We start from the raw sequence: 20401 nt of genomic DNA on the forward strand, positions 1-20401 counted from the left end.
AACCCCCGCCCCCCCCCCGGGGCCCCCCCGCCACCGGGGGCCCCCCGCCCCCCCCCCCCCCGGGGGGGGCCCCGCCGGGGCCCCCGGGGGGGGCCCACCGCCGTTCGGGTGCCCCTTGACTCGGGGCGCGCGGGAGGGAGTCGGTCAGTCCTCCGTGACCGCGGACACCGTCGACTGCTCCTGCTGCTCGGCCGCCGCCGTCTTCTTCGACGCCGCCTTCTTCGCGGTCGTCTTCTTCGCCGTGGTCTTCTTGGCGACCGTCTTCTTGGCCGCCGCGGTCTTCTTGACGGCGGCCTTCTTCGCGGTCGCCTTCTTGGCGGTCTTGCGCGCGGCCGCCTTCTTGGCCGGAGCCTCGGCGTCGGCCTCCGCCACCTCGGTCACCGTCTCCGCCGCGACCGACGGGACGACCGTGACGGCCGCGTCCTCGGACGCGGTGGGCGCGGTGGCCTTGCGGACGGCGCGACGGCGCGGGCGGGCCGGGGCCGCGCTCTCGACGGACACCTCGGCCGCCCGCTCCACGACGGGCTCGGCCTTCGGCTCCTCCACGACAGGCGCCGCGACCGGCTCGGTGACCGTCACAGCGGCCTCTTCCGCGGCCCTGGGCGAACCGGCCGGTGCGGACACCTTCCGGGTCGCACGACGGCGCGTACGGCCCTTGGGAGCGGCCTCGTCCTCCTGCTGTACGGCGACGACGGGGGCCTCGGGCGCCTGAGCGGCCGGCACCTCGGCGACGGGGGCCTCGACGACCGGGTCCTCGACCGCGACCGGCTCGGCCTCGGCGGCCTCGCGGGACTTGGACGCCCGCTCCTCACGCCGGCCCCGGGGGGCCCTCTCCTCGCCCTTGGGCGCACCGGCCGGAGCCGACGCGCGCCGGGTCGCCCGGCGGCGCGGACGCCCACGGGAGGCCGCGGCCTCCGCCTCGGCGGCACTGCTGTAGAGGTCCTCGTCGGGCACAAACTCCGATAGGGCAGCCTGGGCGAACGGGACCGGCGCGGCGACCTCGGCAGCGAGCTCGGCCTCGCTCTCGACCTCGTCCAGGGCCTCGGCCTCGGCGGTCTCCGTGGTCAGGATCTCGTGGTCGTGGTCGTGCGTGTGCTCCTGCTCGGAACCGCCCCGGCCGCGCTTCTTGCGCTTGCCGCCGCCTCCGGCGGAGGTCGGCTGCTCCATGTGCACGATGACACCGCGGCCGTTGCAGTGCACACAGGTCTCGGAGAAGGACTCCAGCAGACCCTGTCCGACCCGCTTGCGCGTCATCTGGACCAGGCCCAGCGAGGTCACCTCCGCCACCTGGTGCTTCGTACGGTCGCGTCCCAGGCACTCCAGGAGACGGCGCAGCACCAGGTCCCGGTTGGACTCCAGGACCATGTCGATGAAGTCGATGACGACGATGCCGCCCAGGTCGCGCAGCCGCAGCTGGCGCACGATCTCCTCGGCCGCCTCCAGGTTGTTCCTGGTGACGGTCTCTTCGAGGTTGCCGCCCTGACCGGTGAACTTGCCGGTGTTGACGTCGACGACGATCATCGCCTCGGTCTTGTCGATCACCAGCGAACCGCCGCTGGGCAGCCAGACCTTGCGGTCCAGCGCCTTCATCAGCTGCTCGTCGATCCGGTACGTCGCGAAGACGTCGACCTCGGAGGTCCACTTCGACAGCCGGTCGGTCAGGTCGGGCGCGACATGGGCGACGTATCCGTGGATGGTCTCCCACGCCTCCTCACCGCTGACGATGACCTTGGTGAAGTCCTCGTTGAAGATGTCGCGGACGACGCGGACGGTCATGTCCGGCTCGCCGTACAGCAGAGTCGGCGCGTTCGAGCTGCCGCCGCTCTTCGACTTCTTCTGGATGTCCTCCCACTGCCCATGGAGCCGCTCGACGTCACGGCGCAGCTCGTCCTCGCTCGCGCCCTCGGCGGCGGTGCGCACGATGACGCCCGCGTCCTCGGGGACGATCTTCTTGAGGATGGTCTTCAGGCGGGCGCGCTCGGTGTCGGGCAGCTTGCGGCTGATGCCGGTCATCGAGCCCTCGGGCACATAGACCAGGTAGCGGCCGGGGAGGGACACCTGGCTGGTGAGGCGGGCGCCCTTGTGGCCGATCGGGTCCTTCGTGACCTGTACGAGCACCGACTGACCGGACTTCAGCGCGCTCTCGATACGGCGCGGCCCGTGGGCCATGCCCAGCGCCTCGAAGTTGACCTCACCGGCGTACAGCACGGCGTTGCGGCCCTTGCCGATGTCGATGAAGGCGGCCTCCATCGACGGCAGGACGTTCTGCACCTTGCCGAGGTAGACATTGCCGACGTACGAGGTCGACTGCTCCTTGTTGACGTAGTGCTCGACGAGCACGTTGTCCTCGAGGACGCCGATCTGGGTGCGCTCGCCGCTCTGGCGGACGACCATCACCCGCTCGACGGCCTCACGGCGGGCCAGGAACTCGGCCTCGGTGATGATCGGAACGCGGCGGCGGCCCTGCTCGCGGCCTTCACGGCGGCGCTGCTTCTTGGCCTCGAGGCGGGTCGAGCCCTTGATGGACTGCACCTCGTCGGACGGGTGCTCGTCCCGCTTGCTGCTGCGCGGCTCGCGGACCTTGACCACGGTGCGCTCGGGGTCGCTCTCGGTCGTCTCGGCCTCGGTGCCCGAGTCCCCGGCGCGACGGCGACGGCGACGGCGGCGCCGGCTGCTGCTCGAGCCGCCCGGCTCCTCGCGCTCGTCGCCCTCCTCGGAGTCGTCCTCCGCCTGCTCGGCGCTGTCCTCGGTGTCGTGCTGCGCCTGGTCGGCGGCGTAGTCGTCGTCGCCGGACTCGCCGTCCGACTCGGCGGACTCACCACGACGACGGCGACGGCCACCACGGCGGCGCCGGCGCCGGGAGCCCGCGGACTCCTCGTCACCGTCATCACCGTCGACGGCGTCCTCGGCGGAATCGGCGTCCTCGGGCTCCTCCACCTCGTCGATGACGGGCTCGGGTGCGACGGGCTCCTCGACGGCCCGGCGGCGACGGCGCCGACGCGGCCCCGTCTCCTCCTCGACGGCCTCGACGGTCTCGGGGATCACGACGACCTCACGAGCCCGCGGAGCCTCGGGGGCCACCGGCGTCTCGACGACTTCCTCGGGCTCGTCCGCCGCCTCTGCGGCAGCCGCGGCGGCGGCCCGCTCCGGCGTCTGGAACATCGGCTCGGCGAACACCGGCGCCCGGAACACGGCGACGGCCGGGCGCACGGGCTTCCGCGCCGACTCGGCTTCCTTGGGGGCGGGCGCGGAGAAACCGACGGCGGCCTTGCGGGTGGCGCGACGGCGGCCGCGGCGCGGCGTCTCGTCCTCGGTCTGGGTGAACTCGGCCTGCGCGGGCCCGGCCTGCACGGACTCGGTCCGCGCGGGCTCCTCGGGCTGGGTCTCGCTGGTCACGGGCGCCTCCACACGCTCGTCGACGGTGTCGCCCTCGGGCTCACCGGCGGGTGCGGAGACGCGCCGGGTGGCGCGACGGCGGGTGCTGCGACGGGGGGCGGCTTCCTCGGCGGCGGGAGCGGCGTCCGTGTCCTGGGGCTCGACGACGGCGGCGGTCTCGGCCGGGGCGGCCTCCACGACGGCGGCGGTCACCGGCTCCTCGACGGCCTCGGCGGCCTGCGCTGCCTCGGCCGCCCTGGGCGCGCCGCTGGGCGCGGAGGCGCGGCGGGTCGCACGACGGCGCGGGCGACCGGCGGAAGCGGACTCGTCGGTTTCCACGGCACCGGCGGGGGCGGGAGCGAGGGTCTCGGCGGGCACGGCCTCAGCCGTCACCGCGGGCACCGCGCTCTCCGCGGCCTCGGCCGCGTCTGCCGTCCCGGGCGCACCGGCGGGCGCGGACACCCGACGGGTGGCACGCCGACGGGCACGACGCGGAGCGGCGTCCTCGGTGGCTTCGGCCACCGTCCCGGTCTCCTCGACGGCAGCCGTCTCCTCGACCGCTGCTGTCTCGTCCGCCTCCTCGGGGAGCTCGGCGGACGCCACGGCCGGTTCGGCCGGCGCGGCGGTCTCGGCCCCGGCTTCGGCGGCGCCCGTGGGCGGGCCGGCGGGGCGCGACGCCGCACGGCGGCGGCGCCGCGGCGGCAGAGTGTCGCTGGGGGTGTTGTTGTTGTCGGAACCCTCGGTGGGTTCGGTCGGTTCGAGCATGCGGGTGGATCTCCCGTCAGGCTCCCGGGGCGCCGCGCCTGGTCCGGCAGTGCCGGTGACGTCCGCGGCTCGCGCGATGCGCGGTGCCGCCGTCCGGGGCGCGGGCGCCGCACGGGAGCTCTCTGTGTCCTGTCTCGCCGGTTCCGTACGCCATTTGTGCGTACGGCCTGGCGAAAGTCTTGTGGTCGGTGCACTGCCCGACCCAGGTGGCTCCCGAGTACGAGGGCGGTGCTACGACATCTGTCCTTACGCGGGACCTTCCGGCACCAGCACCTTCGCGACGGCAGCTGGGGCGACCCCGGAGCGATCGGCTGGGGCGGCCGTGACTGCCTCGCGGTCGGGCGCGAGCGGGTCGGTCACCGTGCCGGTCTCTTCATCGAACAGCCCCTGCGCCAGCCTGGTCACCGAAGCGGCGACCGGCGGCGCCAGGTCGGCCACGGCGCGAAGACCGGACAGGACGTCGTCGGGTCGAACGGCAGGCGTCACGTGCCGAACAACCAGCCGCAGTATCGCACAAGCCTGGTCGCTGGACCTATCAGCCTGTGGACTGTTCGTCTCACCGGTCGTCTCTGCGGTCGTCTCACCGTGTGCTTCAGGGCTCGGTTCACGGCTTGCCGCACCGCTCGCCACCTCGAGGCCGGCCACGGCGGCGCGGGCGTCGAACGTCCGCCAGCCGTTCTTGGCCTTGCGCCGCACCTCGACGGCATCCGCCGCGTTGAAGGCCTCGACCGCGCGCTCCGCCTCTGCCGGGTCCACGCCGTCGAGGCGCAGCTCCCAGACGGAAGCGGTGAGGCGGTCTGCGAGCCCGGACGTCCGCGCCTCGACCGCCTCGGTGATGTCGAGCCCGGTGGGCAGCGACTCGTCGAGGAGATCCCGCAGCTTGTCCGGGTCACGCGCCTCGGTGAGCGCGATCTCGAGATACTCCGCCTCACTGCCCGTGCCGGTGGGTGCGGCATTGGCGTACGACACCTTCGGATGCGGCGTGAACCCCGCCGAGTACGCCATCGGTACCTCGGCACGGCGCAACGCACGCTCGAAGGCGCGCTGGAAATCGCGGTGGCTGGTGAACCGGAGGCGGCCGCGCTTGGTGTAGCGCAGTCGGATGCGCTGCACCGCGAGTGCGGGCGGCGGGCCTTCGGGCTGTCGCTTGCCCAGTGTCGTTCAGTCCTTCGTGAGTGCGGTTCTACTGCTGTCTAGAGTACGTGTCTCGTCCGCTCCCGGTTCCCGACGGGACGATGCGAGAACGGCGGGTGCGGGCTCTCGCGGGACCGGCAGCGGCTCTCTGGGCGATCCGAAGACCATCCGCCGGAAGTCGGCGCGGGCCTGCCGGGCGGAGTCCCGGGCGGCCGCGAGAGCCTGCCGGGTCACCCGTCGCACGCCGCGCGCGGCCTCGGCCGCGGGGCGCAGGACCGCGTCGCGGACGACATGCCCGACGGGCGTCAGCACGGTCCGGTAGGCCCAGCGCACCGGCTCGACGAAGATCCACCGGAAGAGTCGCCCGAGGAACCGCCCGACCGCGAGCGAGAGGTACCCGGCGACCCGCCAGGCGTGCCCGAGCGCCGCACCGACCTCCCGCCCGACGACGGCCAGCAGGCGCCCGACCGGCACGAGCACCCACCGCCACACGGCGAGCGCGGGCAGCACCAGCAGTACCCGCAGGATCCAGTAGCCCGCGACCCCGATCCCGGCGAAGATCATCCGTACGATCCACGCCAGCCCCTGTACGACCCAGGCGACCCCCCTCCCGACGGGCGCGAGGACCCGCTCGTACAGCCACTTCCCCGGCACGACGAGCAGATACCGCACCAGCCAGGCGACAGTGGCGTACGCCCCGATCCCGACGGCCGCGAGCACCGCGCCGATCCCCCGGCCCAGCCGGGCGATCACGTGCCCGACGGGTGTGAGCACCCGCACGTACACCCATCCGAGGCCGGCTCCGATCCCCCGGAACACCCAGCCGAGGCCGGCCCCAGTCGCCAGGAGGGCCATGGCGACCGCGTGCCCGACCGGCGTCAGCACGGTCCGGTACAGCCACATCAGCGGCGCCACGACCAGCACGTGTCCGAGTACGTACCCGAGCCGTCCGAGGCCCTTCCCGACCGGCACGACGGCATACCGCCACGCCGTCACGAACGGCCAGACGCACACCGCCCACGCCACCCAGGCCAGCGCCCACCCCACCGGCCGCAGCGCGTGGTCGCGCAGGAACCGGCCCCCGACGACCAGCGCGTCCCACACCATCCGTACCGGCACCACCAGCACGAGCACCACGATCCGCACCGGGATCCGGATCGCGACCACGAGACACCCCTCGGCCCCCGCCTGAGGCGCGGGCCCCTCACCGGGCGTTTTCTCCAGGTTCATATCGAGGTAGACGCGTCAGCACGGCATCTGGATGCGGTGCCGCCCTCCCCCTCTTGAAAGGGTGGAGCCGCTCTCAGTAGCTGGCAGTGCGGTCGAAGCTGGTGATGTTGAGCTTGACGCCCTTCACGCTCTTGAGCGTGGTGGGGTACTCACCCTGGGCGGTCTGGCCGGGTTGCACGTCGGTGTCCAACTGAGACCCGTTCGTCAGCCGGACACCGTCGGCGCCGACCGCCTCCCAGTCCCATGAGTAGTCCGACTTCTCGCCGCTGCTGTTCTTGATCGTCCAAACGGCCCAGATATTGGTGATACCGGCTGCTGAGCGATCGTCCAGCCGGAAGGTGACGAGGTCCGCTCGCTCGCCCCCGGATTCCCGCGTCTTCTCTCGCGGCGTCGCGTCGGCGGTGGTCCTACCGGGCGCAGGTGTGGTGTTCTCATCGCTGTCCCCCATCGCGATCACCAGCACAACCACCACGATGACGATCACCGCGGCCAGGGCGCCGGCGCACCCCCAGAGACAGGCACGACCCCGCCGTTTCTTCTGCGGCGGGGTCGTGCCTGCGGGAGACGCCCACTCTCCGGAGGCGGCTCGCTTGCTGGCATGGCTGCCTCCTCCGTAGCGGATATCGCCACGTTAGGAAGCCAGGGAGCACCCCGCGAACCGAGCGCAGCCACTCAGGCGACAGCCATCGCGAACGAGCCCCTCGTGGGATGTCGGCGGCCCCTCAGGGCCCACTCCGCCTCGGAGTCGGAGTGGGCAGGGGAAAAGCCTTCAGGAGGTGGTGGAGGCGTTACTCACGTCAGTGCGTGTGCCCGCTCACCGCGGGCTTGTTCACCGTGAGCGGCAGCAGCTTCCTGCCGGTGGGGCCGATTTGGATGGTCGTGTCCATGGCAGGGCAGACACCGCAGTCGAAGCAAGGTGTCCACCGGCAGTCCTCCACCTCGGTTTCGTCGAGGGAGTCCTGCCAGTCCTCCCAGAGCCAGTCCTTGTCGAGGCCGGAGTCGAGGTGGTCCCAGGGGAGGACCTCCTCGTAGGTGCGCTCGCGGGTGGTGTACCAGTCGACGTCGACGCCGAAGGCGGGGAGGGTCTTCTCGGCGCAGGCCATCCAGCGGTCGTAGGAGAAGTGCTCGCGCCAGCCGTCGAAGCGGCCGCCGTCCTCGTAGACCGCGCGGATCACGGCGCCGATGCGGCGGTCGCCGCGGGAGAGCAGGCCCTCGACGATGCCGGGCTTGCCGTCGTGGTAGCGGAAGCCGATGGAGCGGCCGTACTTCTTGTCCGCGCGGATCTTGTCGCGGAGCTTGGTCAGCCGGGCGTCTGTGTCCTCGGCGGAGAGCTGGGGCGCCCACTGGAAGGGGGTGTGCGGCTTGGGGACGAACCCGCCGATGGACACCGTGCAGCGGATGTCGTTCTGGCCGGAGACCCTGCGGCCCTCGGCGATGACGTTCATCGCCATGTCGGCGATCTGCATGACGTCCTCGTCGGTCTCGGTCGGCAGGCCGCACATGAAGTACAGCTTCACCTGGCGCCAGCCGTTGCCGTAGGCCGTCGAGACCGTCCGGATCAGGTCCTCCTCGGAGACCATCTTGTTGATGACCTTGCGCAGGCGCTCGCTGCCGCCCTCGGGGGCGAAGGTCAGGCCCGAGCGGCGGCCGTTGCGCGTCAGCTCGTTCGCCAGGTCCACGTTGAAGGCGTCGACGCGGGTGGAGGGGAGCGAGAGGCCGATCTTGTCCTCCGTGTACCGGTCCGCGAGGCCCTTGGCGATGTCGCCGATCTCGCTGTGGTCCGCGGACGACAGCGACAGCAGGCCGACCTCCTCGAAGCCGGTCGCCTTCAGGCCCTTCTCCACCATGTCGCCGATGCCCGTGATCGAGCGCTCGCGCACCGGGCGGGTGATCATGCCCGCCTGGCAGAACCGGCAGCCACGGGTGCAGCCGCGGAAGATCTCCACCGACATGCGCTCGTGGACCGTCTCCGCGAGCGGGACGAGGGGCTGCTTGGGGTAGGGCCACTCGTCGAGGTCCATCACCGTGTGCTTGCTGATCCGCCACGGGACGCCCGACCTGTTCGGTACGACGCGTGCGATGCGGCCGTCGGCGAGGTACTCGACGTCGTAGAACGCCGGGATGTAGACCGAGCCCGTCTTCGCGAGGCGGAACAGCACCTCCTCGCGGCCGCCGGGCCGGCCCTCCGCCTTCCAGGCGCGGATGATGTCCGTCATGTCGAGCACGGCCTGCTCGCCGTCGCCGATGACCACCGCGTCGATGAAGTCGGCGATCGGCTCCGGGTTGAAGGCGGCGTGACCGCCGGCCAGGACGATCGGATCGTCGAGGCCGCGGTCCTTCGACTCCAGCGGGATGCCCGCCAGGTCGAGGGCCGTGAGCATGTTCGTGTAGCCCAGCTCGGTGGAGAAGGACAGGCCGAAGACGTCGAAGGCCTTCACCGGCCGGTGGCTGTCCACGGTGAACTGCGGGACCCGGTGCTCGCGCATCAGCTCCTCCAGGTCCGGCCACACGCTGTAGGTGCGCTCGGCGAGCACGCCCTCGCGCTCGTTCAGTACCTCGTAGAGGATCATGACGCCCTGGTTGGGCAGCCCGACCTCGTAGGCGTCGGGGTACATGAGCGCCCAGCGGACGTCGCAGGCGTCCCAGGACTTGACCGTGGAGTTGAGTTCTCCGCCGACGTACTGGATCGGCTTCTGCACATGCGGGAGCAGGGCTTCGAGCTGCGGGAAGACCGATTCGGCTGGCATCTGGCGAACCTTCGTGAGCTGGATGGGCTTACCGGGGTGACCATCCAGCCTAACGCGGCCCGCGACGCCCGCCGCACCGCCGATCCACCGCCCGCACCGCGCCGCGCCCGGAGGGCGCGATCGGACCCCGGCGCCGGGCGGGGCGTGATCAGACCGAGGCCTGCCGCTCGACCGCCTGCCAGGTCTCCGGCAGCGCCGTCTCGGCAGCCGTCGCCCGCTGTTCCTCCCTGCCGTACAGCACCCCGTACGTGAAGGCGCTCTCCCCCGCCGCGTGCGCCCGGGCCCCGAGGTCGAGCACGGCCTCGCGGGCCATCACGCTGTCCTGGTGGTCGCCGAGCAGGGTCTGCAGGGACTTCATCGACCTGATCAGGTCCTTGGCGGGCTTGCCCAGGGCGGGGCCGGCGGCCTCGGCCGCGTAACGGGTGCGCTTGGCCTTCTTTCGGGCCTCGTGCATCGCGAGGTCGCGGTCGGCGCCGGTGGGACGGTCCAGAGCCTCACCGATCAGGTCGGAGACCTTCTCGAAGTCCTTGCGCACGGCCTTGGCGATCACCTGCGACGGATCGCCCGCCGCCCCCTTGAGGAACGGCGGATCCGTGACCACCGCGTCGAGCGCGGCCAGCAGGTCGAGGTAGCGCGGCCCGTCGAGTACGGCGATCAGGTCGCGCCGTGAGCCGCCGCGGCGGGCATCCGACCAGGTGCCCAGCCGGGCGCGGACCGGCCCCACGAGCAGGTCGCCCGGCAGGTTGTCGACGGCCCGCGTCAGCCGCTCGGTGAGTACCTCCTGGTCGCGGTCGACGCCCAGCTCGCCCGCCAGCCACTTCAGCTCGACGGCGATCGGGTCGGTGACCGTGCGGTCGAGGACCTTGCCGAACGAGCGGAACGTGCTGCGCATCCGGCGGGTGGCGACCCGCATGCTGTGCACGGAGTCGTGGAGGTCTCGCCGGACGGCGGGATCCAGCTCGACGATCGCGTCGCGCTGGGCCAGGACGTACGCCAGGACGTGGTCACCGGCGGTCTCGGGGGACTTCGGCGGCTGCGGGGAGGAAGCGCGCTTCTCACCGGTCTCCCCCAGCGCCTTCGCCAGCTTGGACGCCGACGTCGAGCGGGCCAGACCCGCCTTGCGGAGCTTCTTCTCGACCTTGTCGAGGAAGGCGGGGTCGCCGTCGTCCGCGAGTTCGACCTCGATCTCGGTCCACTCGGCGGTGCCCTCGCCGCCGCTGAGCCGCTCGGCGCGCACGCGGTCGAGGCTGACCTCGGCGAGCAGGGCTCCGGAGTCGTCCCGGAGATGGCGGACGTCGCGGGCCGTGCGCAGACGTACGAGGGGGACGAGTTCGGTGTCGCGCACCCGGGAGCGCAGGAGGCCGGTCAGTGAGCCGGGCAGGTCGTCGGAGAGAGGGGCCCGGATCTCGTCGCGTACGCCCTCGGAGACGGGGATTTTGAGGTGCCAGCCCGCGTCTTCGCCGCCGGTGCGCCGCCGCAGGGTGAGGGAGGCGGCGGCCAGTCTCTGGTCGGCGGTGTCGTAGTAGGTGGCGTCGAGTTCGGCGACGCCCTTGTCGACCACGGAGGCGACCCCCGCTACGCCCATCAGTTCCGGCAGGCCCGCGTCACCCTCGGCCGCGGGACCCTCGTACTTCCGCTCGATCTCGCGCTTTGTGTCCGCCATGCACCGAATCTAGACGCGATCGTGGGCCGGGGGCAGTCCTCAATGTGTGCGAACTTGTTATCTGAGGCACATTTGCCGTTGTTCTGTGTGTCGCCTCACGTTTCGTAGGGCGACACACGGAATCCACCTATGCGGACATCGGCCGCTGCACCCTGATCGACTGCAACAGCCCGACGGCGACCCACACCGCGAACATCGACGAGCCGCCGTACGACACAAAGGGCAGCGGCAGCCCCGCCACCGGCATGATGCCGAGCGTCATGCCGATGTTCTCGAAGGACTGGAAGGCGAACCAGGCGATGATGCCGGCGGCCACGATCGTGCCGTACAGCTCGGTCGTCTCGCGGGCGATGCGGCAGGCGCGCCACAGGATGACGCCGATGAGCAGCAGGATCAGTCCGGCTCCGGCGAAGCCCAGTTCCTCGCCGGCGACGGTGAAGACGAAGTCCGTCTGCTGTTCGGGCACGAACTGGCCGGTGGTCTGCGAACCCTTGCCGAGCCCGGTGCCGAAGAGGCCGCCTGAACCGATCGCGATCCGTGCCTGGTTGGTGTTGTAGCCGACGCCCGCCGGGTCGAGCTCGGGGTTGGCGAAGGCGGCGAAGCGGTTGATCTGGTACTCGTCGAGGATCTTGAGCTGCCAGACCGCGATCGCGCCGAGCGCGCCCGTGCCGAGCAGTCCGAACACCCAGCGGTTGGAGGCCCCGGAGGCGAGCAGTACGCCCAGCACGATGATGACCATGACCATGACGGAGCCGAGGTCGGGCATCAGCATGACGATCATCATCGGGACGGCGGCCAGGCCGAGGGCCTGGAGGACCGTGCGGTGGTCGGGGTAGGGCTTGTCGCCCGCGTCGACCCGGGCCGCGAGGAGCATCGCCATGCCCAGGATGATCGTGATCTTCACGAACTCGGAGGGCTGGAGGGAGAAGCCGCCGCCGAGCACGATCCACGCGTGGGCGCCGTTGACCGTGGCGCCGAGCGGGGTCAGCACCGCGAGGATCAGGGCGACCGAGAGGCCGTACAGGATCGGGACCGCGGTGCGCAGGGTGCGGTGGCCGAGCCAGACCGTGCCGACCATCAGGCCGAAGCCGATGCCGGTGTTCATGAGGTGCCGGATCAGGAAGTAGTACGGGTCGCCCTGGTTGATCTCGGTGCGGTTGCGGGTCGCCGAGTAGACGAGGGCCGAGCCGATGACCGACAGCGCGAGGGCCGAGAGCAGTATCGGCCAGTCGAGCCGCCGGGCCAGCGAGTCGCGGGCGAACAGCCGTGACAGGCTGCCGCGTTCGGGTCCGTACCCGGAGACGGAGAAGTTGTTCGCGCCGGTCATGCGAGTCTCCGCGTCTTGTTCGGGGCGAGGGTCATGTCAGCGACCTCCGGGTCCCGGTCGTCCTGCGCCCGCCGCACCTTCGGCCCCGGGCCCTGCGCCTTCGCGTGTCACGGTTCTCGGCCGACGGCGAGGAGGTCGTCGCTCCCGGGAGCTGTCCGTCCGTCCCGCCGAGCGCCTCGGTCTCGCTGGCCTGCTCCTTCTTCGGGTCGTACTTCTCGATCTTCGGGGCGTCGATCGAACCGTCGGACTGGACCTTCGGCAGGCTCTTCTGCGGGGTGGGCAGCAGCGCCTTCTTGTTGTCGATCTTGCCGTCCTCGGAGACGCCGTAGAGGGCGTTGTAGATGTTGCGCACGGCGGGGCCCGAGGCGCCGGAACCCGTACCACCCTGGGAGATGGTCATGACGACCGTGTAGTCCTTGGTGTAGGTGGCGAACCACGAGGTCGTCTGCTTGCCGTAGACCTCGGCCGTACCCGTCTTGGCGTGCATCGGGATCTCGTCCTGCGGCCAGCCGCCGAATCGCCAGGCGGCCGTACCGCGGGTCGCGACTCCCGCGAGGGCTTCGTCTATCTCGTCGCGCGTCTTCGACGTCATCGGCAGCTTGCCGTTCGCCTTCGGCTTGATCGCCTCGACGGTCTTGCCGTCGGCGCTGACGACGGCCTTGCCGACGGTGGGCTCGTAGAGGGTGCCGCCGTTGGAGATCGCTCCGTAGATCGCGGCCATCTGGATCGGGGTGACGAGGGTGTCGCCCTGGCCGATGGAGTAGTTGACGGAGTCACCGGCGCGCATCTTGTTGCCTTCGAGGCAGTTCTCGTACGCGATCTGCTCGGCGTACGTGCCGCCCTTCTTGCCGTACTTGCACCAGGCGTCCTTGTTGGCCTTCCAGTAGCTCGCCTTCCACTGGCGGTCGGGGATGCGCCCGGTGACCTCGTTCGGGAGGTCGATGCCGGTCTCGGCGCCGAGGCCGAACTGGTGGGCCGTCTTGTAGAACCAGTCGTTCGGCTTGCCCTTCGGGTCGATGCCGCCGTCCTTCTTCCACTCCTCGTGCGAGAGGCGGTAGAAGACGGTGTCGCAGGAGACCTCCAGTGCCTGGCCGAGGCTGATCGGTCCGTAGCCCTTGGACTCGAAGTTCTTGAAGGTCTGGCCGCCGATGGAGTACGAGCTGGAGCACTCGTAGGGGCCGTTGAAGGAGTAGCCCGCGTTTATGGCGGCGGCCGTGGGGACGACCTTGAAGATCGAGCCGGGGGCCGACTGACCCTGGATCGCGCGGTTGAGCAGCGGATAGTTGGAACTCTTGCCGGTGAGCTGGGCGTAGTCCTTGCCGGAGATGCCGCCGACCCAGGCGTTCGGGTCGTACGACGGGTTGGACGCCATGGCGACGACACGGCCGGTCTTGGCCTCCATCACCACGACGGCCCCGGAGTCCGCCTTGTAGTTCTCGCCGGTGTTCTTGTCGAACGCGGTACGGGCGACCTTCATCGCCTCGTTGAGCTCGTACTCGGCGACGCTCTGCACGCGGGCGTCGATGCTGGTGACGACGTTCGAGCCGGGCTGTGCGGCGTCGCTCTCGGCCTGGCCGATGACGCGGCCGAGGTTGTCGACCTCGTAGCGGGTGACGCCGGCCTTGCCGCGCAGCGCCTGGTCGTACTGGCGCTCGAGGCCCGAGCGGCCCACCTGGTCGGAGCGCAGATACGGCGAGTCGCTGTCCTCGGCCTTGGTGATCTCGGCGTCGGTGACGGGCGAGAGGTAGCCGAGCACCTGCGCGGTGTTGGCGCCGCCGGGTGCGGCGTAGCGGCGTACGGCCTCGGGTTCGGCGGTGATGCCGGGGAAGTCCTCGGAGCGCTCGCGGATCTGGAGGGCCTGCTTGGGGGTGGCCTCGTCGGTGATGGGGATCGGCTGGTAGGGCGAGCCGTTCCAGCAGGGCTGCGGCGTCTTCGCGTCGCAGAGGCGGACCTTCTCCATGACGTCCTGGGCCTTCAGGCCGAGGACGGCGGCGAGTTTGGTGAGGACGGCCTCGCCGTCGTCCTTCATCTTCAGCAGGTCGGTGCGCGAGGCGGAGACCACGAGCCGGGTCTCGTTGTCGGCGATCGGCACGCCGCGGGCGTCGAGGATCGAGCCGCGTACGGCAGGACTGACGACCTGCTGGACGTGGTTGCCCGAGGCTTCCTTGGCGTACTCGTCGCCGTTGCGGATCTGGAGGTACCAGAGGCGTCCGCCGAGGGTGCCGAGGAGGGACAGTACGAGAATCTGGATGACGACGAGTCGGATCTGGACCCGTGGGGTCCGACCGGTCTCGGGGATGTTGGTCACTGCTGCTGCCTCCCCCTCTCAGTGTGCGTACGAGTCATACGAGTACACGGTGAACCTGTGTGACCAGGTCGCCAACCGGTGCGCCTTCAAAGCCGCTTGACCCCCTTGATGCGTCCCGCCCGGGCGACCCGCGCCTTGGCGGCCTTCACTCTCAGTCCGCCGCGCTGGCTGCCGATGCGCAGGCCCGTGCCGGACGACAGCCAGCCCGCGGAGACGTCGCCCGTCTTGGCACCGGAGTTGGTGTCGGCGAGCGGATCGTTCTCGGCGCGCCGGGCCAGCGCCATCAGTCCCGGGACCACGAACGGCGCGAGCAGCAGGTCGTAGAGGGCGGCGGAGAACAGCAGGCCGCCGAGGCCCACATGGCGGGCGGCGGTGTCGCCGACGAGGGCGCCGACACCGGCGTACAGCAGGGTGGATCCGATCGCGGCGGCGACGACCACGGCCATCGGCCCGGTCGCGGACTTGAGCTGGCCGTTCTCCGGTTTGACCAGCCCGGCGAGGTAGCCGATGACGCACAGCACGAGGGCGTAGCGCCCGGCGGCGTGGTCGGCGGGCGGGGCGAGGTCGGCGAGGAGACCGGCGCCGAAGCCGATGAGGGCGCCGCTGACATGGCCGTAGACCATGGCGAGGGCCAGCACGGTGAGCAGCAGCAGGTCGGGGACCGCACCGGGGAGGTGGAGCCGGGCGAGGACGCTCACCTGGATCACGAGGGCGACGACCACCAGGGTGGTGGAGAGCAGCATCCGGTTGAAACGCATGGGGAGTGGGCTCCTACTGCAGCTGGCCGTCGACGGGCACGTTCGCCGAGGGGGTGACCGTCACGGTCACCGTCGGCGTGGGCGTTGGCTTGGGTTTCGGCGGCAGTACGGCGTCGCGCGGGTCCTTGCGGGGTGCCTCGACGACGACCCCGACGATGTCGAGCTTCGTGAACGAGACGAACGGCTTGACGTAGATGGTGCGGGTCAGGTCGCCGCCGGACGGGTCGACACGGGAGACGACACCGACGGGGACGCCGGGCACGAACGGCTTGTCGGCCTGCGAGCCGAAGGTGACCAGCCGGTCGCCCTTGTTGATCTTCGCCTTGCCGTTGAGCAGCTCCACGCGGAACGGCCGGTCGCCCTGTCCGGAGGCGAAGCCGAGTTCGTCCGTGGCCTCCATGCGGGTGCCGACGGTGAAGTCGGGGTCGTTGGCGAGCAGCACGGTGGCGGTGTTCGGGCCGACCGTGGTGACGCGCCCGACCAGTCCGTCTCCGTTGAGGACGGTCATGTCGCGGGTGATGCCGTCGCTGGAGCCGACGTCGATGGTCACGGTCCAGGAGAAGCCCTGGGCCGCTCCTATGGCGATGACCTCGGCGCCCTTGATGCCGTACTGGCCGGCGCCTGCCGTCTTCAGCATCTTGTCGAGCTGCTTGAGGCGGCTGCTGTTGCGGTCGCCGCTGCCGAGCTTCGCCTTCAGCGCGGCGTTGTCGTGCTCGAGCCGGGCGATGCGGTCGTGCCGGTCGTCGGAGTCGCGGACCGCCGCGATCGCGTTGCCGACGGGGTCGACCGCGGACGCCACCCCGTTCTCGATCGGGCCGAAGACCGTGGCGGCGCCCTGCCGGGCACCGTCGACCGGCGAATCCTCGCCACCGCGGATGTCCACCGTGATCAAGGCGAACGCGATGGCGATCAGCAGCACCAGGAGCAGCCGGCTCTCTCGTGTGTCCCTCACGTGCGGCGGCCGTGCCTTCCTTCGTCGGAATGTTCAGGAATGGGTTCCGGATGGGCCGGGGCGCGTCAACAGGGACGCACCCCGAGCAGAAATGCCAGGGGTGTTGAGGCTGTTATGGGGGAGCTTATGCCTGAATATCAACGATCCGCCGTACGAGAGGGGTTCATCTCGTACGGCGGAATCGAAGAGTTACCTCATCTGCGCGGCTGGGCGTCCAGCACCTGCTGGAGCGCCTCGAACTCCTCTACACACTTGCCGGCGCCGAGCGCGACGCTGTCCAGCGGGTCCTCCGCGATGTGGATCGGCATGCCGGTCTCGCGGCGCAGCCGCTCGTCCAGGCCGCGCAGCAGGGCTCCGCCGCCGGTCAGAACGATTCCGCGGTCCATCACGTCGCCGGAGAGCTCCGGCGGGCACTTGTCGAGGGTCGTCTTCACCGCGTCGATGATCGAGTTGACCGGTTCTTCGATGGCCTTGCGCACCTCGGCCGCGGAGATGACGACGGTCTTGGGCAGCCCGGACACCAGGTCCCGGCCGCGGATTTCGGTGTGTTCGTCGTTGTCGAGGTCGTACGCCGAGCCGATCGTGATCTTGATCTGTTCGGCGGTCCGCTCACCGAGAAGGAGCGAGTACTCCTTCTTGATGTGCTGGATGATCGCGTTGTCCAGCTCGTCGCCCGCGACGCGGATGGACTGGGCGGTGACGATGCCGCCGAGCGAGATGACCGCGACCTCCGTGGTGCCGCCGCCGATGTCCACCACCATGTTGCCCGTGGCCTCGTGGACCGGCAGGCCGGAACCGATGGCCGCGGCCATGGGCTCCTCGATGATGTGCACCTGGCGCGCCCCGGCCTGGGACGACGCCTCGATGACGGCACGGCGCTCGACGCCCGTGATGCCCGAGGGCACACAGACGACAACACGGGGGCGGGCGAGGTAGCGCCGCTTGTGGATCTTCAGGATGAAGTAGCGGAGCATGCGCTCGGTGATCTCGAAGTCGGCGATGACGCCGTCGCGCAGCGGACGCACGGCAACGATGTTGCCGGGGGTCCGCCCGATCATCTTCTTCGCTTCCGCGCCGACCGCGAGGATTCCACCGGTGTTGGTGTTGATCGCGACGACGGACGGCTCGTTGAGTACGATCCCGCGACCCCTGACGTACACCAGCGTGTTGGCGGTCCCGAGGTCGACAGCCATGTCACGGCCGATGAACGACATTGAGTTCCCCATCAGGATTCGTCTGGCCTTCCCAAGTGGAGCTTTGACGGCTTTTTAGGACGGCGAGTTTGGGTGCAGTGACGTGAAGGCTTCCATCGTAGACGCGCCTGCACGAACACTGCGCGAGGGTCTTCGCCATTGTCAGCAGATGAGACACCGCCCCGCTCCTGGAGACGGGCCATCGGGGGTACGCGTTCCCCCGATCGGCACGCATATGCCACGGGACGGCCGTAAATCCACGGCCGCCCCTGGTCAGACACCCGAGCGGAGCTGACGCCCCCTCAGAAAGATTCTCAGAATACTTACGCCCGACGCCCGACGCCCGCGCCGCCGCGGTCACGTCCCGGCGGTCATGCCCTGGCGGTCACGTCCTGGCGCTCGCTCAGCCGCGGCCGGGGAAGAAGATCTTCAGCTCGCGCTCGGCGGACTCCTCGGAGTCGGAGGCGTGGATCAGGTTCTCCCGGACGATCACACCGAAGTCACCGCGAATGGAGCCGGGCGCGGCGGCGATCGGGTCGGTGGGTCCGGCGAGCGCGCGCACACCCTCGATGACCCGCTCACCCTCGACGACGAGCGCCACGACAGGACCCGACGCCATGAACTCCACCAGCGGCTCGTAGAAGGGCTTGCCCTTGTGCTCGCCGTAGTGCTGCTCCAGCGTGTCCTGGTCCAGCGTCCGCAACTCAAGCGCGGTGATCTGCCAGCCCGCCTTGCGCTCGATACGGCTGAGGATCTCGCCGGTCAGGCCGCGACGGACGGTGTCGGGCTTGAGAAGGACGAGGGTGCGCTGGCTCACTTGAGGGCTCCTTCGATCACATGGTGTGCGGGGAACCGAGGTTACAGGGCGTGTCTGGGCAGGTGTTACGCAGCGTCAGGTGATACGGGGGCACGTGGCCGCCGCTACGCCGGGTCACCCTCCGCCCGCACCCCCGCCGGGGCGGCCCCGTCCTGGTCCCGCTCCTGTGGCTCCGCCTCCGCCTGCGCGGCGAACCGGGCCTTGGCCTCGTCGATCTTCCGTCCGTAGTGGATCGACGCCCACCACAGGGCGGCGAAGATCACTCCCAGGATGAACATCGACGGCACGAAGAAACCACTGGCGATCAGCGCGACCTGGAGGACCCAGCCGAGCTGGAGACCTCCCGGCCGGGTGATCACGCCGCAGAGCAGGATGCTCACGGCCATCAGGATCCCGCAGACCGTCCACACCGTGGAGGCCGCCAGATCGGGTTCCTTCATCGCGACCAGACCGGCGAACCCGATGACGAAGAACTCACCGATCAGAGTCGAAGCACAGAGTGTGCGCACAGCGTTCAGCCCCTCCCCAGCAGCAGTCGGGCCTCGCCGACGGTAATCACGGACCCGGTGACCAGCACGCCGGCACCGGCGTACTCGCCCTCTTCCTCGGCCAGCGTGATCGCGGCCTCGATCGCGTCGTCGAGCCGCGGCTCCACCTGCACCCGTTCGCCGCCGAAGACCTCGACAGCGATCCCGGCCAGCTCGTCCGCGTCCATCGCGCGATGACTGGAGTTCTGCGTGACCACCACCTCGGCGAGGATCGGCTCGAAGGCCTCGAGAACCCCCCGTACGTCCTTCTCCGCGCTCGCGCCGACCACACCGATCAGTCGGCTGAAGTCGAACGCCTCACTGACGGCGTCGGCGGTCGCGCGGGCGCCCGCCGGGTTGTGCGCGGCGTCCAGTACGACGGTGGGCGAGCGGCGTACGACCTCCATGCGGCCCGGCGAGGTGACCGCGGCGAAGGCCTTGCGGACGTTGTCGATGTCGAGCCGCTGGGTGTGCCCGGCGCCGACGCCGAAGAACGCCTCGACGGCCGCGAGCGCCACAGCGGCGTTGTGCGCCTGGTAGGCGCCGTGCAGCGGCAGGAAGATCTCCTCGTACTCACCGCCGAGCCCGCGCAACGTGACCATCTGCCCGCCGACGGCGACCTGCCGCGCGACCACCCCGAACTCCAGCCCTTCCCGGGCCACCGTCGCGTCCACCTCGACGGCCTTCTTCAGCAGCACCTGGGCCGCGTCCACCGGCTGCTGCGCCATGATGACGGTCGCGTCCTGCTTGACGATGCCGGCCTTCTCCGTGGCGATCTCGCCGGGCGTCCCACCGAGCCGGTCGGTGTGGTCGAGGTCGATGGGGGTGATGACGGCCACGTCGCCGTCGATCACGTTGGTGGCGTCCCAGCTCCCGCCCATGCCGACCTCGACGACGGCGACGTCGACCGGCGCGTCGGCGAAGGCCGCGTACGCCATGCCGGTCAGCACCTCGAAGAACGACAGCCGGAACTCCTGCTGCCCGTCGATCATCTCGACGTAGGGCTTGATGTCGTTGTACGTCTCGATGAACCGCTCGGCGGAGATCGGCGCCCCGTCGAGGCTGATCCGCTCGGTGACCGACTGCACGTGCGGGCTGGTGTAGCGCCCGGTGCGCAGGTCGAAGGCGCCGAGCAGGGCCTCGATCATGCGGGCCGTGGACGTCTTGCCGTTCGTGCCCGTGATGTGGATCGAGGGGTACGCCCGCTGCGGCTCGCCCAGCACGTCCACCAGGGCGGCGATCCGGTCGACGGACGGCTCCAGCTTCGTCTCGCCCCAGCGCGTGGCGAGGTCCGCCTCCACCTCGCGCAGCGCCTTGTCGGTCTCGGGATCGGCCGGCCGGCCCGGTACGTCGGCCTCCGGACCGCCGACGCCCTGCGTACGGAGGGTCCGGCTGCCGGCCTCGATCACCGCGAGATCGGGATCGCGGCCGGTCTCGGCCTCGACGATCTCGTCGAAGAGCCCGAAGGGATCCTGCGGTTCGGACTCGCTGCTGTCGTGCGGGGGGAGCTCGCTCACGGGGTCAGTCTACGGAGGGGTTTTCGCCCCCGCCGCCCCTACCCTTCCCGTGCCTGGGGGCTGCGTCCCCAGACCCCCCTGTCGCGCT

Annotated in this window: 14 protein-coding genes; all 14 read right to left on the bottom strand. The window is 70.5% G+C overall.

The genetic code is table 11. From position 1 onward, the window contains the following. Window positions 1-144 precede the first annotated feature (144 nt). A complete protein-coding gene (locus ACIBLC_RS06040; protein ID WP_399209497.1) occupies window positions 145-4140 on the bottom strand; it encodes an Rne/Rng family ribonuclease in 3996 nt (1331 codons plus the stop codon). Between the two features lie 246 nt (window positions 4141-4386). Continuing rightward, on the bottom strand, window positions 4387-5253 hold the full coding sequence (locus ACIBLC_RS06045) for a TIGR03936 family radical SAM-associated protein (protein WP_399209498.1): 867 nt from the start codon (window positions 5251-5253) through the stop codon (window positions 4387-4389). A 48-nt stretch (window positions 5254-5301) separates the two neighbouring features. Further along, window positions 5302-6504, bottom strand: a complete 1203-nt coding sequence (locus tag ACIBLC_RS06050; protein WP_399209499.1) for a hypothetical protein — start codon at window positions 6502-6504, stop codon at window positions 5302-5304. Window positions 6505-6577: 73 nt separating this feature from the next. Then, window positions 6578-6988 (bottom strand): hypothetical protein, encoded by a 411-nt coding sequence (locus tag ACIBLC_RS06055; protein ID WP_399209500.1) that lies wholly within the window; start codon window positions 6986-6988, stop codon window positions 6578-6580. Between the two features lie 313 nt (window positions 6989-7301). Next, window positions 7302-9251, bottom strand: coding sequence for a TIGR03960 family B12-binding radical SAM protein (locus ACIBLC_RS06060; RefSeq protein WP_399209501.1), 1950 nt, complete (start codon window positions 9249-9251; stop codon window positions 7302-7304). A 148-nt stretch (window positions 9252-9399) separates the two neighbouring features. After that, window positions 9400-10914: a CHAD domain-containing protein gene (locus ACIBLC_RS06065; protein WP_399209502.1), complete on the bottom strand. Its 1515-nt coding sequence runs from the start codon at window positions 10912-10914 to the stop codon at window positions 9400-9402. A gap of 127 nt (window positions 10915-11041) precedes the next feature. Then, entirely contained in the window at window positions 11042-12241 is a 1200-nt protein-coding gene (rodA, locus tag ACIBLC_RS06070) for a rod shape-determining protein RodA (RefSeq protein WP_399209504.1), read from the bottom strand. Between the two features lie 31 nt (window positions 12242-12272). After that, on the bottom strand, window positions 12273-14549 hold the full coding sequence (mrdA, locus tag ACIBLC_RS06075) for a penicillin-binding protein 2 (RefSeq protein WP_399209505.1): 2277 nt from the start codon (window positions 14547-14549) through the stop codon (window positions 12273-12275). A gap of 86 nt (window positions 14550-14635) precedes the next feature. Further along, window positions 14636-15307 (bottom strand): rod shape-determining protein MreD, encoded by a 672-nt coding sequence (gene mreD / locus ACIBLC_RS06080; protein WP_399209507.1) that lies wholly within the window; start codon window positions 15305-15307, stop codon window positions 14636-14638. A gap of 13 nt (window positions 15308-15320) precedes the next feature. Then, a complete protein-coding gene (gene mreC / locus ACIBLC_RS06085; protein ID WP_399209508.1) occupies window positions 15321-16259 on the bottom strand; it encodes a rod shape-determining protein MreC in 939 nt (312 codons plus the stop codon). Window positions 16260-16453: 194 nt separating this feature from the next. Then, on the bottom strand, window positions 16454-17473 hold the full coding sequence (locus ACIBLC_RS06090; RefSeq protein ID WP_383684754.1) for a rod shape-determining protein: 1020 nt from the start codon (window positions 17471-17473) through the stop codon (window positions 16454-16456). 382 nt (window positions 17474-17855) lie between these two features. Further along, window positions 17856-18269, bottom strand: coding sequence for a nucleoside-diphosphate kinase (ndk, locus tag ACIBLC_RS06095; RefSeq protein ID WP_399209509.1), 414 nt, complete (start codon window positions 18267-18269; stop codon window positions 17856-17858). A gap of 104 nt (window positions 18270-18373) precedes the next feature. Beyond that, window positions 18374-18778: a DUF4233 domain-containing protein gene (locus ACIBLC_RS06100; RefSeq protein WP_399209511.1), complete on the bottom strand. Its 405-nt coding sequence runs from the start codon at window positions 18776-18778 to the stop codon at window positions 18374-18376. 5 nt (window positions 18779-18783) lie between these two features. After that, window positions 18784-20313, bottom strand: a complete 1530-nt coding sequence (locus ACIBLC_RS06105; protein WP_399209512.1) for a bifunctional folylpolyglutamate synthase/dihydrofolate synthase — start codon at window positions 20311-20313, stop codon at window positions 18784-18786. Window positions 20314-20401 lie beyond the last annotated feature (88 nt).

It is taken from the genome of Streptomyces sp. NPDC050535 (assembly GCF_044457665.1).
GTDB lineage: Bacteria > Actinomycetota > Actinomycetes > Streptomycetales > Streptomycetaceae > Streptomyces.